Below are 16,705 nucleotides of genomic sequence, written 5' to 3' on the forward strand. Positions count from 1 at the left end.
AACCCTCAATGACGCGGATCTGTATCCTGCAAAATTTCACGTGATGCATGACGCTGATGGAACGCCTGTAAGTCAGGGTAAGCCGAAAAATCATTCATGCCTCGGAATATCACCCAGTCGACCAGGCAATACAGGCAGATAGTGGGGAAGTGCCAGTATTCAAACGTACCCAGCTTGGCCTGCTCATTCAGCACACTGAGTGTCGAAGCGATACGTTCGCGTTGCAGGTTGAAAAACAGTGCGTCTTGTTCAATATCGATACCGGAGCGTGACAGCTGCAATAACTCAATATAAGAATCATTGGCAGCATTGATCAAGGTGATAGCATTTTCATCGTCTATAGTCGTAACTTCTTTGCCCAGCTTATGGTTCAGATAGTTATAAATCACCCGAGAATCAAACACCGCCTGCCAGTCATCCACTAACATCGGCACTTTTAAGGCCGGATTAATCTGCTTCAGCGTGACACGACCTTCCGGGCTGTAAATATCAATATTCACAAACTCATGAGGAACATCTTCCAACCAGATTCTAAGGCGGCGGACATAGGGTGATGTGGTTGATCCGTACAGCTTCATGACAGGCATCCTGTGGTTATAACTGGTATGTAACTGAGTCTCTAGCATCAGCTTAGATGCAAATGACGGCTGCTGACAATACCTCAGTTTGTCTGCTGGTTGTATTCTGCCGTCAAAACCTACCCGCCTTATTTACTTGTATGCACTGGTTTATTGTTTCTATTCAGCTAAGATACTGTTTTGCATACACGACGTGGAGTAACGCATGGCTCAACGCCCAATATTTCAATGGGTACTGTTGGTCGCACTGGCGATTATCTGGGGCAGTTCATTTGCGCTGACCAGTCTGGTCGTCCGGGAACTAAGTCCAGCGTCGACAGTGTTTCTGCGTAATCTGCTGGCCTGTCTGTTGCTTTTCCCGCTCGCCCTGCTATTACGCCGCCCACTGGCTCGAGGCAAACGACTCTGGCTATTTATGCTGGCGATGGCACTGATCGGCAATGCCTTACCCTTTACCCTGATCAGTTGGGGACAACAGCGAATCGATAGTGGATTGGCCGGCATATTAATGGCAGTAATGCCCCTGGTTACGGCCATACTGGCGCATTTTTTCGTCCCAGACGAACCTATGAGCCGACACAAGCTGGTCGGCTTCTTTATTGGCTTTTGCGGGATACTGGTTCTGCTGGGACCCTCCACGATCAGCGCCGTGAGCTTAACCGGGGAAGCGCTGTTGGCGCAATTAGCCGTTCTTCTGGCCGCCGTCTGCTATGGATTAAACACCATTATTGCCCGACGCAAACCCGCCAGTGATCCCTGGAGCACCTCCGCATCTGTCCTGCTGATGGCCGCCTGCATGATCTGGCCACTGGCAGCCTTCACCCAGGGTTTCAGTAACCTGGACCATCTGACGGGCCTGCCAGGGCTGAATAATATTGATGATTTTTCACAACAGACCTTGCTGGCTATCACCCTGCTGGGCTTTATCTGTACCGGTATAGCCACGGTAATCTACCTGAAACTGGTGACACTGGCCGGACCCAGTTTTGTTTCACTAATCAACTACCTGATTCCTGTCTGGGCGGTATTACTGGGTGTCAGTTTTATGGATGAAATCCCCCGCTGGAATCACCTATTAGCCTTGCTGATGATTTTAGGGGGCATTGCGGTATCACAACGTCGTCAGTTGAAAACAGCGTTGAAAATTGATTGATGAAGTACGCTTATTTCCAAAGCTCACTAATCGGCGTTTGTGGGCTGAAGCGATAAGCCACCTGAGCCATCAGTAGTTCTGCCGTTGCCAGGGCATCAGTGAGTGCATGGTGTTGATGGTAATAGGGTAAATTATAGCGACTACGGCTATCGACCAGGCGTATGGACTCCGGCTCCACACCTCTGAGTTTTTGCCACAGGCTGAGGGGCTTGGCACGATGAACACGGGCTTCAAGCTCCATGGTATCAACGACCGGGAATATAATGCCCTCGCGCAGACGTTTCTCCAGCGCCGCATTCAGAAAAGGTCGTTCAATACCACGATGATGCACGACGACGATACGCCCCTCAAGGGCTTTCAGCAGGTATTCCAGCACCCGCATCAGATCGGGTGCTGACTGAATGTCGGAATGGGTAATACCGTGTATCACTACCGAATCTTTATCCAACGGCGTTCTTGGCCGGACAATCCAGTGCTTGGCACCGGCACAATGGATACGCTTCAGGTCAAAAGGCACTAATCCTATACTGACAATACCATCACGCTGCGGATCAAAACCGGTGGTTTCGAAATCCACTGCCACAAACGGCACCTCACTCAGTGGTGTAGTAGGGTCAACAACACCAGCACAGTAAAAGGTTTTCAGGCGCTCGTCCTGAACCCTATTGGCCTGTTGACTATAATATGCCGACCAGTCCGGGGGTTGCTCTCTGTCAGCACGTTTGGCTGTTGATCCAAGATAGAACAAGGTTCACCTCAACTCAGCGGCTTGCTTGATAGCGAAATTTCATGAATTTCTGCGCATTACTGAGTATCTGAAAAGCATCTTTCAGATTTTTTCGTTCAAAATCAGACAAGGCTTCAGGGGCAATATTATTGTCCGGCTCCTCATTACCTTGTAATGACAAGGCTTGATGACGGATGCGCACCATCGAAATAAACTCCAGTGCATCACGCAGATCCTGCCCTCGTCCACGCGGCAAAGTATCTGACTTGATTATATCATCCAGGCGTTCAAACGAATTACGTGCTGTGGATCCACTTGCCAGGGCATGCACACGCACCAAATCAGCCAAGGGAGCCGTACCACGTCGTTTCATATTAATGGTGTTATTGTGCCGACCATCTTTTTCCATGACAAAATCTTTGAAAAATCCAAGTGGTGGCGTACGATTCAAGGCATTGCGTGCCATGCAGGCAAGAAAACGAGGGCTGCGCTGCGCTTTACGCACAATCATGTCATTCAGTTGATCTGCCCAGGTGGTTTTACCCCAGACACCATCCAGATCGAAGAAGATTGAACTGTGCAGCAATCCCTCAGCGCTGGGATTATCAATCCAGTCATTGAAATAGTCTGCCCATACCTGCCGCGGTTGCCGCCACTGGGTATTGGTCGCCATAATATTGCCGGTGCAATAGGTATAACCGCAGGCATCTAAACCGTCACTGACAAATTCAGCCAGGGATTTAAAGTAGCTGTCGTGCTGCTGAGGATCAAAGGCATCATCCAGAATCATGGCGTTATCCTGATCGGTAACAATCAGCATTTCATCCCGAGCCATGGAGCCGAGCGCCAAAAAACAATAGGGTACTGGTGGTGGGCCGAATTTCTCTTCGCCCAACTCCAGCAAACGCTGTTTGAAGCTGCGCCCGATCACCGCCATGGCACTGCCAACCATATGTGAATTAGCATCCTCGTTGACCATACGCACAAAGCAAGCGCGCACATCCGGCACCAGCGCTTTCAATTCTTCCAATGTTTGCTGGCGGAAAATACTGCTGACAACAAACAAGCTGTTCTGCGATTCATAACGAATGATGTCAGAAATTGCGATCACACCAATGGGCTTGTTGCGCTGCATGACTGGCAAATGATGCAAGTTGTAGCGCAGCATGGTCAGCATGGCTTCAAAGACATACTGATTCGCTTCGATGCTGATCAATGTTTCCGTCATGATATCCGCTACCGGAGTCGCATAACCTATACCGGCGGCAACCACACGGGTGCGCAAGTCCCGGTCGGTAATAATGCCAGCCATAGGCGACTCACCGGCCTGATTGTCAGGATGCATGATCAGCAAGGAGGAAATCGATTCTTCCGTCATTTTCTGTGCCGCCTGCTGTACCGTCACCTCAGAGGTCATCATCACCGGCTCACGACTGATTAATGACGAGACCCGCGATGTCATTAACTCATTGGCATCTTCACGCCGGGACACAGCCTGACGCAGACGGGTGCGATCCTCTATCTCGACAGCATCAGCAAATTGCTCAAATTGCTCAAATAGCTCGGTAAACACGGGTTCGGGCACAAAATAGATCAGCGTATCTTCCAGTGCTTTGGCTGGAAAGCGGATCTGTTTATTGCGCATCAAGCCGAACTCACCAAAAAAACCGCCTTCGGATAAGCGGTTGTAGAGGTCACCATTACGCCGAAACACTTCAACTGCACCGGAACGTATCACGTGCAGGGCATCCACTTCCTGACCAAATTCCAGGATTTGAGTACCGGCTTTGAAGTAGCCAACCTCAATCTGACTGGCAACCCAGGAGAGAGTCTCTTCAGGCAACTCGCCGAAAGGCGGAAATCGTCTAATAAAATCCAGTACTTCGATCGGCTCAACCTGCATGATTGGCCCTCTTGTTTAGTGCAGACGCGATGAAACTACACCACGAGACGAACAGCGGCAGATTCAGCGTATCTGCCAGTGTTCGCCTGTGGCAAGCGTGTGGGTCTAGCCAACTCGCGGCTCAGTTGCCAAGCCCTTCAAAGTGGCTACGCAAGCAACCAGCAACACGATAGTGAAAGGAAAACCGGTGGATACTGCCATGGCTTGCAATGCCACCAGACCACCGCCTAACAGTAAGGCTACAGCAATTAACCCCTCAAAAGTGCACCAGAACACCCGCTGAGGTGTCGGCGCATTCACCTTGCCGCCAGCGGCAATGGTATCTATAACCAGAGAACCCGAGTCAGACGACGTTACGAAGAACACCACCACCAGAATAATGGCGATGAATGAGGTGATCTGAGCCAGGGGCAGAACATCCAGCATACTGAACAACTGCAAGGGTAATGCAGCATCAGCTGCATCTGTATATCCACCCACAAACTGGCTGATCGCGGTACCACCGAATACGGTCATCCAAAGAACACAGGCTGCTGACGGAATCAGCAAGACCGAAACCATAAACTCACGCACGGTACGTCCACGAGAGACACGGGCGATAAACATGCCGACAAAAGGTGACCAGGATATCCACCAGGCCCAATAGAAAGCCGTCCAGCCAGACGCAAAGTTGGAATCCTCACGCCCTATTGGGTTTGACAATGCCGGTAAGTGCTCGAAATAGGCCGCCAGATTGGCAAAAAAGCCAGTCAGAATAGCCAGAGTTGGCCCCACTATAATAACGAACAACATTAACAATATAGCCAATGTCATATTGATTTCTGACAAACGCTTAACCCCGGCCTCCAGACCCGCCACCACCGACAGCATGGCAATCATAGTGATACCAAAAATCAGCAGTACCTGAGTTGTAGTTCCTTGCGGTAAATCAAACAGATAATTCAGACCTGCCGCCGCTTGAGAGGCACCAAAACCCAAAGAGGTAGCCAGGCCAAACAATGTTGCAAACACAGCCAATATATCAATTATATGTCCAGGCCAGCCCCATATACGCTCACCCAATAAAGGATAGAACACTGAACGCATAGTCAGAGGCAGCCCTTTATTGAATGAAAACAGTGCCAAACCTAAGGCAATCACGGCATAGATAGCCCAAGGGTGTAATCCCCAGTGATAAATAGTAGCGGCCATCGCCAGACGCTCAGCTCCCAGAGCATCACCCGCAGCGGCACCTAGCGGAGCCCAGTCTGTACGCACCCCATTTTCCATCACCGTACCGCCCATAGAGGACGCAAAGTGCGACAGAGGTTCGGACACACCGAAAAACATCAGCCCGATACCCATACCTGCTGCAAACAGCATGGAGAACCAGCCCAAATAGCTAAAATCAGGTTTGGCTTCGGTCCCGCCCAAGCGCACCTTACCCATAGGCGATACAATCAGAAACAGGCAGACCAATACAAAAATATTGCCCGCACTGATGAAGAACCAGTCCAGATTAGACGTGAGCCAGTTACGCAAACCATTAAAGCTCGGTTCCAACTGGCTCTGAAATACCAAGGTTAATATAACGAACGCGATGACAGTCAACCCTGAAATCATAAACACGCGGTTATGAATATCCAGACCAAACGGACCAATTTTCAGTTCGATATTATCTTGGCCGATCTGATAATCCGTATCGATGGGGTTGACTTTACCATCGGGTATCATCGGGTCTTTCGAATCATGCTCACTCATGATGACAAAGCTCCATTAGGTTTAAGGCGGGTTAAAGCAGTCTTTTACCCTAACAGCTACGCCCTTTATTTTCCAGGCAGCATACGGCATAGACCAGCCGATTACCGACACTTATCCCTTTAAAATAAAATGGTATAAAGTCTGATTAAGTATTTACGAACCCCTCTACTTATGTACTATGTTGACTATAATAAAATAAAAAAGTGACCTGTTTAATTACCAGGGCACGTATGAACGACCAGAGTCATAACAGGGTAATCCATGCAAGCAAGCCTATTGATTATTTACCTTATGGCCGCGCTGACACCCTGGCTGTACAGTAAATACACAGCTCGTAGCAGTTACCTGTTGGCACTCATTCCAGCAGGGTTAACACTGTGGTTCGCCTTCCAGATTCCGCTCATAGCAAGGGGTGAAATACTGGTTCATGAATACGCCTGGATTCCGGGTCTGGATATATCGCTAACGATGGTCCTGGACGGGCTCTCACTGCTGTTTGCCCTGCTGATCTGTGGCATAGGCACCTTTATCATCCTCTTCGCGGGTAGCTATCTCAAAGGGCATGAATCACTTGCCCGCTTTATGGTGATATTGCTGGCCTTTATGGCCTCCATGTTGGGTCTGGTACTGGCTGACAACCTGATCACCCTGTTTGTCTTCTGGGAGCTGACCAGTATGACCTCTTATCTGCTGATTGGCTTTAACCACCAGAGTGCCGAAGCTCGCAAGGCGGCTCTACAGGGCTTAATTGTCACCGTGGCTGGCGGTCTGGCACTGCTGGCAGGCCTTGTCATGCTCGCGGGTGCAGGCGGCAGTTACTCGTTACAGGAAATACTCAACACGTCTGAAGTGCTTACTGAGCATCCGCTTTATGTCGGCATGCTGATCTGTTTGTTGCTGGGAGCTTTTACCAAGTCAGCACAATTCCCTTTTCACTTTTGGCTACCCAATGCCATGGCGGCACCAACCCCCGTCAGTGCCTACCTTCACTCTGCCACCATGGTTAAGGCTGGCATCTACCTGATGGCGCGGCTGCAACCAGAGTTGGGAGGTACCGAACTCTGGACCACCATACTAACCAGCTTCGGTGCATTGACCATGCTGACGGGCGCCTTTATGGCAATTCGCAGTACTGACCTGAAAAAATTATTGGCTTATTCAACCGTGATGGCATTAGGTACGCTGACATTTCTATTGGGATTGGGCACTGAAACAGCCATGGTCGCATTTGCGGCCTACTTGTTAGCACACGCTCTCTACAAAGGCGCGCTGTTTATGCTCGCCGGTATTATTGACCATGAAACCGGCACCCGTGATGTCACACAATTGGGTGGCCTGAGAAAACGCATGCCGATCACCGCCCTCTGCACATTGGTTGCAGCACTTTCATTAGCGGGCCTGCCGCCATTGTTTGGTTTTGTTGCCAAAGAGCTGTTACTTGAATCGCTACTGGACGGCCCGGTGGGCATTGCCATCCTGTTGATGGTGATCACGTCCGCGATTCTGTTGGTTGCCGTCGCGGCAGTGATTGCCCTGCGTCCCTTTTATGGACGCTTTATTCCTCAGGCTCGTACCATACATGAAGCGCCAAAACTAATGCTGGCGGGTCCAGTGGTGCTGACCATGCTGTCATTGGCATTCGGACTCATGCCCGGTATTGTAGGCAACTTCATGACCCTACCGGCTTCGACTGCTGTTGCAGGACGACCGATTGAGGGCTATCTGTCGCTCTGGCACGGCATCAACCTGCCATTGCTAATCTCTCTGCTCAGCCTGGCTGCAGGTTACTTTTGCTATCATCATTGGAATACACTGCGCGATACCCTGGCTGTGCTCAACCCGATTATTCGGCGTGGACCGGAAGCCGGCTATTTCCGCTTTATGCAGGGCATTGTTGTCGTTGCTGAATGGCAAACACGGCTGCTGCAAAACGGCTCAATACGCAACTACCTGCGGACCATTCTGCTGAGCTTTATCGGCATCACCGGTTATACTCTATTGTGGCGCCATGAGCTTCACTGGAACTGGGACGTAAGCCTTTATCTCCATGAAACAGTGATTGTACTGATCTTAATTTCAGCCGCCATTTCAGCCGCCATCACCCACTCCCGACTCGGAGCTGTCGCGTCCATGGGCGCTGTAGGCTTTTGTGTTGCCTTGATCTTTATTCTGTTCAGTGCAACCGATCTGGGCATTACACAAATTCTGGTAGAAACCCTGACCGTCATACTGCTGGTACTGGTGCTGTTTCGTCTACCAGGCTTTTCCAACATTTCCACACCAGCCCAGCGAGGGCGAGACGCCTTTGTTGCCATACTGACAGGCGTTCTGATCACCCTGCTGATTATGATGACCATCGATGTACAGCTGTTCCCTGCTATTTCTGATTACATGGTCGAAAACAGCCAGCCATTGGCTTATGGACGCAATATCGTCAATGTCATTCTGGTGGATTATCGAGCGCTGGATACGCTGGGAGAGATGTTTGTCCTGGCACTGGCCGCGCTGGGTGTTTATGCCATGATCAAGTTCCGCCCGGACACCCAACCCGGTGGCAATCATTATGCTGGCACCTTGATCCTGCCTCCCAAGCAGCTACATGAAAAATATATTGTGCACTCCCTGGATGAACTCAAAGCCCAGCAGGAAACACCTTCAGCCAGTGCCAGGAAGGAGGAACGTTAAGATGATGAAGCCAGGCACACTGATATTGCATGTCGCCGCACGTTTTCTGGTGCCATTACAACTGTTGTTTTCAGTTTTCCTGCTGCTGCGTGGCCATAATGAACCGGGCGGCGGCTTTATTGCAGGCCTGGTTGCCTGTGGCGCGTTTGCACTTTACCTGTTCACCTTCGGTGCTGTCGCCACGCGTGATCTGATGCGGGTAGATCCACGCAATCTGATTGGATTTGGCCTGTTTTTAGCGATGTTTTCCATTTTCCCTGCTGGATTCCAGGGCCAGGCCTTTCTGACAGCACAGTGGTGGCCAGTCACTCTGCCTGGCGGTAACGAAATTAAATTATCTACACCGCTGATGTTTGATATTGGCGTTTACTTTACGGTATTTGGCTCAGTGATGCTGATGCTGATTGCCTTAACTGAAACCGAAGAGCGCTGATGCGCAGGAGATAACATGGAACCGGTTATGGCCATCGTTGTCGGCTGCCTGTATGCCGCCGCGATTTATATGATGCTCAGACGCAGTATCGTCAAATTGGTTATTGGCTTGATGTTACTGTCCAATGCCGCCAACCTGCTGATTTTCACCTCAGCCGGCATGACCCGAGGTGCACCACCCTTGATTCCGGTCGGCGCCATGCAACCTGATGGCATTATTGCTGATCCCTTGCCGCAGGCCTTGATCCTGACTGCCATCGTTATAGCTTTTGGCGTACTGGCATTTTCCGTAGTTCTTATTCACCGGGCTTATAACATCATTCATACAGACAATCTTGATCAGATGAAGGATACCGATACGTGAGCCCCGAAGTTGCCCTGCCGATCATTATTCCACTCCTGACAGGCACGCTGACACTGCTCGCCTGGCGTTCGAATAGTGTTCAGAAAGCACTCTCTGTGGTGGGTAGTATCGCGCTACTGACGTCCAGCATCTGGCTACTCAACAGCGTGCAGGAGCAGGGACATGTTGTGATGTATATGGGTGGCTGGCTAGCTCCCTATGGTATTACATTGGTAGCGGATATGCTCAGTGCCATCATGGTGATTTTGACCGGAATGATGGCCGTGGCTATTGCCATTTACTCTTTAGCTTCAATCTCTGCAAGCCACGAACGCTTTGGTTATTACCCGCTGATGCATTTGCTACTAGCCGGTGTGGCCGGTTCCTTTCTCACTGGTGATATTTTCAACCTGTATGTCTGGTTTGAGGTGATGCTGGTCGCTTCTTTCGCACTATTAATTCTCGGTGGTGAGCGTGCCCAGATGGAAGGTGCAGTTAAGTATGTCACCCTGAACCTGCTTTCTTCAGCTATTTTCCTCAGTGCCGTAGGCTTGCTTTACGGCCTGGTCGGTACGTTGAATATGGCGGATATTGCGGTAAAACTGTCTCAAGCCGAACAGACTGGCATGGTGGATGTTATCGCGGTGATGTTTATGCTGGCCTTTGGCATTAAAGCCGCCGCTTTCCCGCTGTTTTTCTGGCTTCCAGCGTCGTATCATACCGGCCCGGTAGCTGTATCGGCACTGTTTGCCGGACTGTTAACCAAAGTGGGGGTCTATGCGCTCTTCCGGGTATTTACGCTAATTTTTAATCAGAGCCCGGAGTTTACCCACTCTATTTTACTCTGGGTAGCAGCCTTCACCATGCTCACTGGGGTATTGGGCGCCGCGGCACAATTTGAGTTTCGTCGCATACTGTCGTTTCATATTGTCAGCCAAATCGGCTATATGATTCTTGGGCTGGCGCTCTATACCCCACTGGCCATCATTGGTGGGGTGTTTTATATCACGCACCATATCATTGTAAAAACTAACCTGTTCCTGATCAGTGGTATTGCACACCGTTTACTCGGCACCTATGACCTGAACAAATTGGGTGGCATTTATAAATCACGCCCCGTGTTAAGCATCCTGTTTCTGATACCCGCTCTTTCTCTGGCAGGTTTACCGCCTCTTTCGGGCTTTTTTGCCAAATTCATTGTCATACGTGCCGGCATTGAAGCTGAAGCCTGGGTAGTAACCGGGATCGCACTGTTAGTAGGCTTACTGACCCTCTATTCCATGATTAAAATCTGGGCAGAAGCTTTCTGGAAAACCTTACCGGAAGAAACCGATGGCAGTGGCCTGAATCAGGTCATGACGCCCTCACTCGCTGCGCTTTATCTACCTGTCATTCTTCTGGCTAGCTGCACTCTGTTTATCGGCCTGAATGGCCAACCCATCTATTTGATGGCTGAATTTTCAGCGCAGCAGTTGCTGAATCCAGCCGGTTATATTGAAGCAGTATTGGGGGTGAAACCATGATGGCGTTTATGTGGAACCTGCTTCTGGCATTGATTTGGGTGGTGCTGACAGGGGACCTGAGTGGCTTCAATTTGTTCGCCGGTCTGGTGGTGGGCTATCTGGTACTTGGCTTGATGCAACGCCAGGTTCCAATACTGCGTGGCTACACTAGCCGTTTGCCGCGATTGATCCGCTTTATGTGCTTTTTTTTCAAAGAATTGTTCATAGCCAATCTGAAAGTGGCGTTCGATATCATCACTCCCATCTGGTACATGAAGCCAGGCGTCATTGCCATGCCACTGGAAGCCAATACAGAAATGGAGATTAGTATGGTAGCTAACCTGATTTCACTGACACCGGGTACGCTCAGCCTTGATGTATCAGATGATCGCCGCGTACTGTTTATTCATGCCATGTTTCTGGACGATGAACAGGCAGTCCGTGATGGCCTCAAAGAGATGGAACGTCGGGTGCTTGAGATCCTGCGCTAACCAAGACTAATAGGAGGACGCGTGCAACTAGTCATTTACCTGACCTTTGCCTTTCTAAGTTTGGCGATGATACTGATTTTTATCCGTCTGACTCTAGGCCCGACACTGCCTGACCGCATTGTAGCACTGGAGATGTTCGCCTCTGTCATTGTCGCGATGATCGGTGCCTATGCCATTTACACTGATACCGCCAGTTTTATTGATGTTGCTATCGTCGCGGCACTGACGGCTTTTCTTGCCGCGATAGGTTTTGCGCGTTTTCTGGAACGAGGAGGCCCACGAGATGATTGAGTGGATTATAAAAATCCTGATGCTGTCCAGCTCGCTGTTTATTCTCCTGGCCGCTATTGGGGTGCTACGCCTGCCTGACTTGCTCACCCGCATGCATGCCAGCACCAAAGCTGGTGCACTAGGTATAAACTTGATGATGATCGCCGTCAGCTTTCATTTTTTTGATGCTGTGGTATTTGCCAAAAGTCTGGCGGTGATTATGTTTATCTTAATCACCGCCCCGGTCGCCGCCCATGCCATTGGCCGGGCTGGCTACTTTGTAGGTGTTCCCGTCTGGTCAAAAACCATCAAGGATGAACTGATCAACTGTTATGATCCTGATAGCCATCGCCTGATGAGTGGCCTGGAAACAGAAGAGGAACTGGAGATTTATCGCCAGAACCTTGACCTCAAACCGCGTATACGTGTTAACCGCCAGGAGCGCAACGACTGAACTCATAGAGTTTCGGTTTGATAAAACCCTTGCAGTATCCGCGCCAGATTCCGGGCATCATCACTACCGGCGGTCTCTCTGATGGAATGCATGGCAAACTGAGGAACGCCGACATCCACCGTTGGAATACCGGTTTCAGTGGCAACAATGGGTCCGATAGTACTGCCGCAGCCCTGATCACTCCGCACGACAAAACTCTGCACCGGCACACCCACCTGTTCTGCGAGATGCCTGAACAACGCACTGGTTTCGCTGTTACTGGCATAACGCTGGTTAGCATTAATTTTGATCACTGGTCCCTTGTTCAGTTGAGGGCCATGATTATCATCATGACGATCAGCAAAATTTGGGTGTACACCATGCGCGTTATCCGCAGAAATAAACAATGAATTAGCCAGCACCTCATAACGGTTAACCTCGGCGGGCAAAACACGTTCCAGCCACTGACTCAGCAGCGGTCCCTGCGCGCCACAAGCACTGGCACTACCTACCTCTTCATGATCATTACAGATCAATACCTGTCCAGGACCCGCCGCTGAAGCCAGCAAGGCCTGTAAACCAATAAAACAGCTCAACAGATTATCCAATCGGGCCGAACAGATGAATTCCTGATCTAACCCTACCAAGGCGGCTTTGTTGCAATCATAAAAGGCCAGTTCATAATCCAACACCGCATCCAGATTATCCACGCCCTGATCCGTCAGGTGCTGTTTTAACAGTGCACGAAAATCTGCTTTGCTCGTCAATTGCCCCAGTATCGGTGGTAAAAACGTTTGCGCATTGATACTACGTGCCGAATTGGCTTCCCGGTCAAGATGGATAGCAAGGCTGGGAATAATCGCCACTGGCTTATCGAAATTGATCAGATGACTGACGAGTTGGCCTTGGGTATCGCGTACAGTCACCCTTCCGGCTAACGACAGGTCGCGATCAAACCAGGGGTTTAATAACACCCCGCCGTAGACTTCCACACCTAACTGGAAATAACCTTGACGCAACATTTCCGGTTGGGGTTTAACCTTCAGACAGGGTGAATCGGTATGTGCGCCAGTAAACCGAAACCCTTTCGAAAAACCCTTATAGTCTGTCGGTTGACGCCAGGCAATAATTGATGAACCGTTACGTACTGTGTAATAGCCAGCACCGGGGGCTAATTGCCAGACAGTTCTTTCATCCAGGGCTTGAAACCCCGATAGATCGAGTAAGTCTGTCATTTGTTGCACGGCATGAAAAGGCGTTGGTGACGCATCCAGAAATCCCAGCAGGGCCTGGTTGAATACTGCCTTGTTAAAATTATTGCTCACAGACCTCTCCATCATTAAAAACTACATTTAACTCAATTTTACATTAGTCCAGCCGATGACTACACTGGCACATCCGGTAGTATAGAACCAAAAGACAAGGAAACTCCGTAACAAAAGTGCTGTCTTAATCCGCAGATGGACTAATCAGGAATGACTCAGACAATGACCAGATTTACAATTAAACCCCTGTTGACCGGCCTAGTATTGGCGTTGTTGCTTGTTGTCGGCCCGGTACAAGCACGCTACGCGGCAGAACCAGAGCATGAAGAAGCACTTTTAGATGTCATTTCAGCACTGCAGCAGAATCACTACAGCGGCAAGAAACTGGATGAGAAACTCTCCTCAGATATTTTTGAGCGCTACTTAACCGATCTTGATCCTTCCCGGATTTATTTTTATCAGTCAGATATTCAAGAGTTTGAACCTGTCCGGAAAGAAATCGGTCTTGAAATACTGACGGGCAACAGCGAAACAGGTTTTGCCATCTATAACCGTTTTCATCAGCGCCAGATGGAACGTCTCGAATATATGCTTGAGGTCTTACAGGATGAATCGCATAGTTTCGACTTCAATACCCATGACAGCATAGAGACAGACCGTACTGAAGCCGACTGGGTAAAGACAACAGATGAGATGAATGAGCTTTGGTACAAACGTCTGATAAATGCGATGATCAGCCTGAAACTGGCCGATCAGACGGTTGCCGAGGCACGTGAAACGCTGATTCAACGCTATGAAAATCAGCAAAATCGTCAGGCACAAACCAATAATGAAGATGTCTTTGAACGCTATGCCAACGCCATAGCACATGAATTTGATCCTCACAGTCAGTATCTGTCACCCCGCAACCAGGAAAATTTTCAGATTAATATGAGTCTGTCGCTGGAAGGTATCGGCGCCGTACTGCAGGGAGAAGATGAACATACCAAGGTGGTACGCTTAGTACCCGGTGGCCCGGCTGATCGTGCAGGACAACTCAGTCCTTCAGACATCATAGTCGGTGTAGGTCAGGATGCCGAAGGTCCGATACAGGATGTGGTTGGCTGGCGCCTGGATGAAGTCGTCAATCTTATCAGGGGGCCGCGCGAAAGTACGGTCAGACTCCAGATTATACCGGCCGATTCGATTGATCGGAATGCTCGTCGCACCATCACCATTGTCAGGGATAAAGTCAGACTGGAAGAGCAGGCAGCACAAAAACGTCTTCTGGAATTACAACGTAATGGCCAACCCTATCGAGTTGGCGTTATTGAAATTCCTGCCTTTTATATTGACTTCACTGCAATGCAGGCTGGCGATCCAGAGTACAAAAGCACTACGCGTGATGTAGAAAAGCTACTTGAAGAACTGAAAAGTGAAAACATTGATTCATTGATCGTGGATCTTCGTAATAATGGTGGTGGCTCGCTACGTGAAGCTAATGAACTGACAGGCCTGTTTATCAGCCGCGGGCCGACAGTACAAATCCGCGATGCCAGTGGCCGTGTGGATATTCTGGGTGACTTTGATCCCAAAGTAGCCTGGGATGGCCCGATGGCGGTGATTGTTAATCGTTTAAGCGCCTCTGCATCCGAGATTTTTGCTGGCGCCATTCAGGACTACAATCGTGGCCTGGTAGTCGGCAGTCGCACCTTTGGTAAAGGCACAGTACAAACTTTACTGCCACTAGAACATGGTCAGATGAAGCTGACGCACGCCAAATTTTACCGTATTTCCGGCGAAAGCACTCAAAATGAAGGTGTAGAACCCCATATTCTTTTCCCCACACTGTTTGATGAAAAGGAAATCGGTGAAAGTGCTCTCGAAGGCGCCCTGCCCTGGGACACAGTAAACCCAGTGCGTCATGGACGTTTCCCAAGCCTATCTCCATTTTTAGATGAACTGATCAGCCGTCATCAAGCCCGCATCACCCATGACCCGGATTTTGCCTTTATGAATAAACAGGTGGAACGCAGTCGTGAACAGCGCGAGCAAACGCAGCTACCACTGAATATCAATGAGGTACGCGCTCTGCGGGATGAAGTGGAACAATGGCAAATTGATACTGAAAATCAACGTCGTATGGCCAAAGATGAACCGCCCATACGTGAGTTAAGTGAACTGGACGAGTTGCTGCCTACAGATGCCCAGGGCCGCACAATTAACCCGGAAGCTGAGTCCATCCTGATGGAAACTGCTGAAATCATGGTGGATTTCATTGATCTACACTTATCTCAAACCGCTCAAGCAACGGGTCGCATAGTGAATGGCAACTGAGGATACCCCCCCCTCACCGGAGCCAAGTAAACCGAAAAAGCCCCGGAACAAAAAAAAATTACTTTTGTTTGCAGCAGCACCCCTAGGGGTGTTGCTGCTGGCTGTTGTCGGTTTTTTCGTTTATCAGTTTGTCGCGGAACAATTCAAACAAAAACAGGTTGATCTGGAGAAATTTGGTTTTGACCTTCACGGTACTTCGCAGTATGAAACCTCTGAAGGCCTACTTGGCGAAGCTCAGCTACCTTCAACTTTTGCAGATGAAAACCTGACACCCAGCGAGCGAATCGTTCACAGTCTGGTCAGAGACAGAGAAAATCTGATCATTGAAAACCGCACGCTTCGCCAACAGATTGAAGCATTGGAAGCCCAGTTGGAGACCTATGAAGAAGACCGACGCATGGCGGAATACTTCATGCCGGAAAATTTTTCTCAAGAACTGGAGCGTGTCGAGCGCATGCTGCACACCTACCTTCGACAATCAGCTGATGCCCAGCGCTTCAGCAACTTTCGACTGGAAATTATGGCTGCCGCTGGTCGCATGGAATATCAACGCTTTGTTGAGGCTAACCAACTGATGCTGGATGCCGTTCAACGTACTGAAATCGTAGTAGACTACTTACCAGCCTTTATGTTTTGCGTGGGAGATGCGGTTCAATTAGCCGCGAACGACTTTAGTGAAGAGCGGGAGATTCGTGATTACTTCGGCAATCCCGAACAACACCGTTTACCGACTATTGTTCAGGAAGATCTGGATGTAGTTCTGCCACCCTGTCAGCGCGAGCTGCGCGAAGCGTTAAATACCAATATGGCAAATTTGCTCTGATTGCGCATTTTTTGCTCACCCCCTGTTCACTAGGCTCAATCCTC

15 protein-coding genes are annotated in these 16,705 nt (G+C 49.7%); 10 read left to right on the forward strand and 5 right to left on the reverse strand.

Annotation, left to right across the window (positions count from 1 at the left end; genetic code table 11):
- Window positions 1-5: 5 nt before the first annotated feature.
- Window positions 6-578 (reverse strand): glutathione S-transferase family protein, encoded by a 573-nt coding sequence (locus tag F5I99_RS12710; RefSeq protein ID WP_151056558.1) that lies wholly within the window; start codon window positions 576-578, stop codon window positions 6-8.
- A 205-nt stretch (window positions 579-783) separates the two neighbouring features.
- On the opposite strand from F5I99_RS12710, the gene F5I99_RS12715 reads away from it, so the two are divergent.
- A complete protein-coding gene (locus tag F5I99_RS12715; protein ID WP_151056560.1) occupies window positions 784-1,731 on the forward strand; it encodes a DMT family transporter in 948 nt (315 codons plus the stop codon).
- 10 nt (window positions 1,732-1,741) lie between these two features.
- On the opposite strand, the gene F5I99_RS12720 is transcribed toward F5I99_RS12715, so the two are convergent.
- The 3 genes from F5I99_RS12720 to F5I99_RS12730 form a co-directional block, all read right to left on the reverse strand.
- Window positions 1,742-2,479 carry a 3'-5' exonuclease gene (locus tag F5I99_RS12720; protein WP_151056562.1) on the reverse strand — a complete coding sequence of 246 codons (738 nt, stop codon included), beginning with the start codon at window positions 2,477-2,479 and terminating at the stop codon, window positions 1,742-1,744.
- Window positions 2,480-2,492: 13 nt separating this feature from the next.
- Entirely contained in the window at window positions 2,493-4,361 is a 1,869-nt protein-coding gene (locus F5I99_RS12725) for a putative nucleotidyltransferase substrate binding domain-containing protein (RefSeq protein ID WP_151056564.1), read from the reverse strand.
- Between the two features lie 105 nt (window positions 4,362-4,466).
- Window positions 4,467-6,101, reverse strand: coding sequence for a BCCT family transporter (locus tag F5I99_RS12730; protein WP_151056566.1), 1,635 nt, complete (start codon window positions 6,099-6,101; stop codon window positions 4,467-4,469).
- A gap of 261 nt (window positions 6,102-6,362) precedes the next feature.
- Here F5I99_RS12730 and F5I99_RS12735 point away from each other — a divergent pair, with 261 nt between their 5' ends.
- The 7 genes from F5I99_RS12735 to mnhG are packed head-to-tail and all read left to right on the forward strand — an operon-like array spanning window position 6,363 to window position 12,278.
- Window positions 6,363-8,786 carry a putative monovalent cation/H+ antiporter subunit A gene (locus tag F5I99_RS12735; RefSeq protein ID WP_151056568.1) on the forward strand — a complete coding sequence of 808 codons (2,424 nt, stop codon included), beginning with the start codon at window positions 6,363-6,365 and terminating at the stop codon, window positions 8,784-8,786.
- A gap of 1 nt (window position 8,787) precedes the next feature.
- Window positions 8,788-9,219 (forward strand): Na+/H+ antiporter subunit B, encoded by a 432-nt coding sequence (locus tag F5I99_RS12740; protein WP_151056570.1) that lies wholly within the window; start codon window positions 8,788-8,790, stop codon window positions 9,217-9,219.
- A 15-nt stretch (window positions 9,220-9,234) separates the two neighbouring features.
- A complete protein-coding gene (locus tag F5I99_RS12745) occupies window positions 9,235-9,582 on the forward strand; it encodes a Na+/H+ antiporter subunit C (RefSeq protein ID WP_151056572.1) in 348 nt (115 codons plus the stop codon).
- Window positions 9,579-11,084, forward strand: a complete 1,506-nt coding sequence (locus F5I99_RS12750; protein WP_151056574.1) for a Na+/H+ antiporter subunit D — start codon at window positions 9,579-9,581, stop codon at window positions 11,082-11,084. Before F5I99_RS12745 ends, F5I99_RS12750 begins: the two co-directional genes overlap by 4 nt.
- Entirely contained in the window at window positions 11,081-11,554 is a 474-nt protein-coding gene (locus F5I99_RS12755) for a Na+/H+ antiporter subunit E (RefSeq protein WP_151056576.1), read from the forward strand. Before F5I99_RS12750 ends, F5I99_RS12755 begins: the two co-directional genes overlap by 4 nt.
- Before the next feature lie 21 nt (window positions 11,555-11,575).
- On the forward strand, window positions 11,576-11,845 hold the full coding sequence (locus tag F5I99_RS12760; protein ID WP_151056578.1) for a monovalent cation/H+ antiporter complex subunit F: 270 nt from the start codon (window positions 11,576-11,578) through the stop codon (window positions 11,843-11,845).
- Window positions 11,838-12,278, forward strand: coding sequence for a monovalent cation/H(+) antiporter subunit G (gene mnhG / locus F5I99_RS12765; protein ID WP_151056580.1), 441 nt, complete (start codon window positions 11,838-11,840; stop codon window positions 12,276-12,278). Before F5I99_RS12760 ends, mnhG begins: the two co-directional genes overlap by 8 nt.
- Before the next feature lie 2 nt (window positions 12,279-12,280).
- Here the strand turns inward: mnhG and F5I99_RS12770 are convergent, their stop codons facing one another.
- Window positions 12,281-13,594: a M18 family aminopeptidase gene (locus F5I99_RS12770; RefSeq protein WP_151059181.1), complete on the reverse strand. Its 1,314-nt coding sequence runs from the start codon at window positions 13,592-13,594 to the stop codon at window positions 12,281-12,283.
- 150 nt (window positions 13,595-13,744) lie between these two features.
- On the opposite strand from F5I99_RS12770, the gene F5I99_RS12775 reads away from it, so the two are divergent.
- Together F5I99_RS12775 and F5I99_RS12780 are read left to right on the forward strand one after the other, a co-directional pair.
- A complete protein-coding gene (locus F5I99_RS12775) occupies window positions 13,745-15,838 on the forward strand; it encodes a carboxy terminal-processing peptidase (RefSeq protein WP_151056582.1) in 2,094 nt (697 codons plus the stop codon).
- A complete protein-coding gene (locus F5I99_RS12780) occupies window positions 15,828-16,661 on the forward strand; it encodes a hypothetical protein (protein WP_151056584.1) in 834 nt (277 codons plus the stop codon). Before F5I99_RS12775 ends, F5I99_RS12780 begins: the two co-directional genes overlap by 11 nt.
- Window positions 16,662-16,705: the final 44 nt, after the last annotated feature.

Source organism: Nitrincola iocasae, from assembly GCF_008727795.1.
GTDB lineage: Bacteria > Pseudomonadota > Gammaproteobacteria > Pseudomonadales > Balneatricaceae > Nitrincola > Nitrincola iocasae.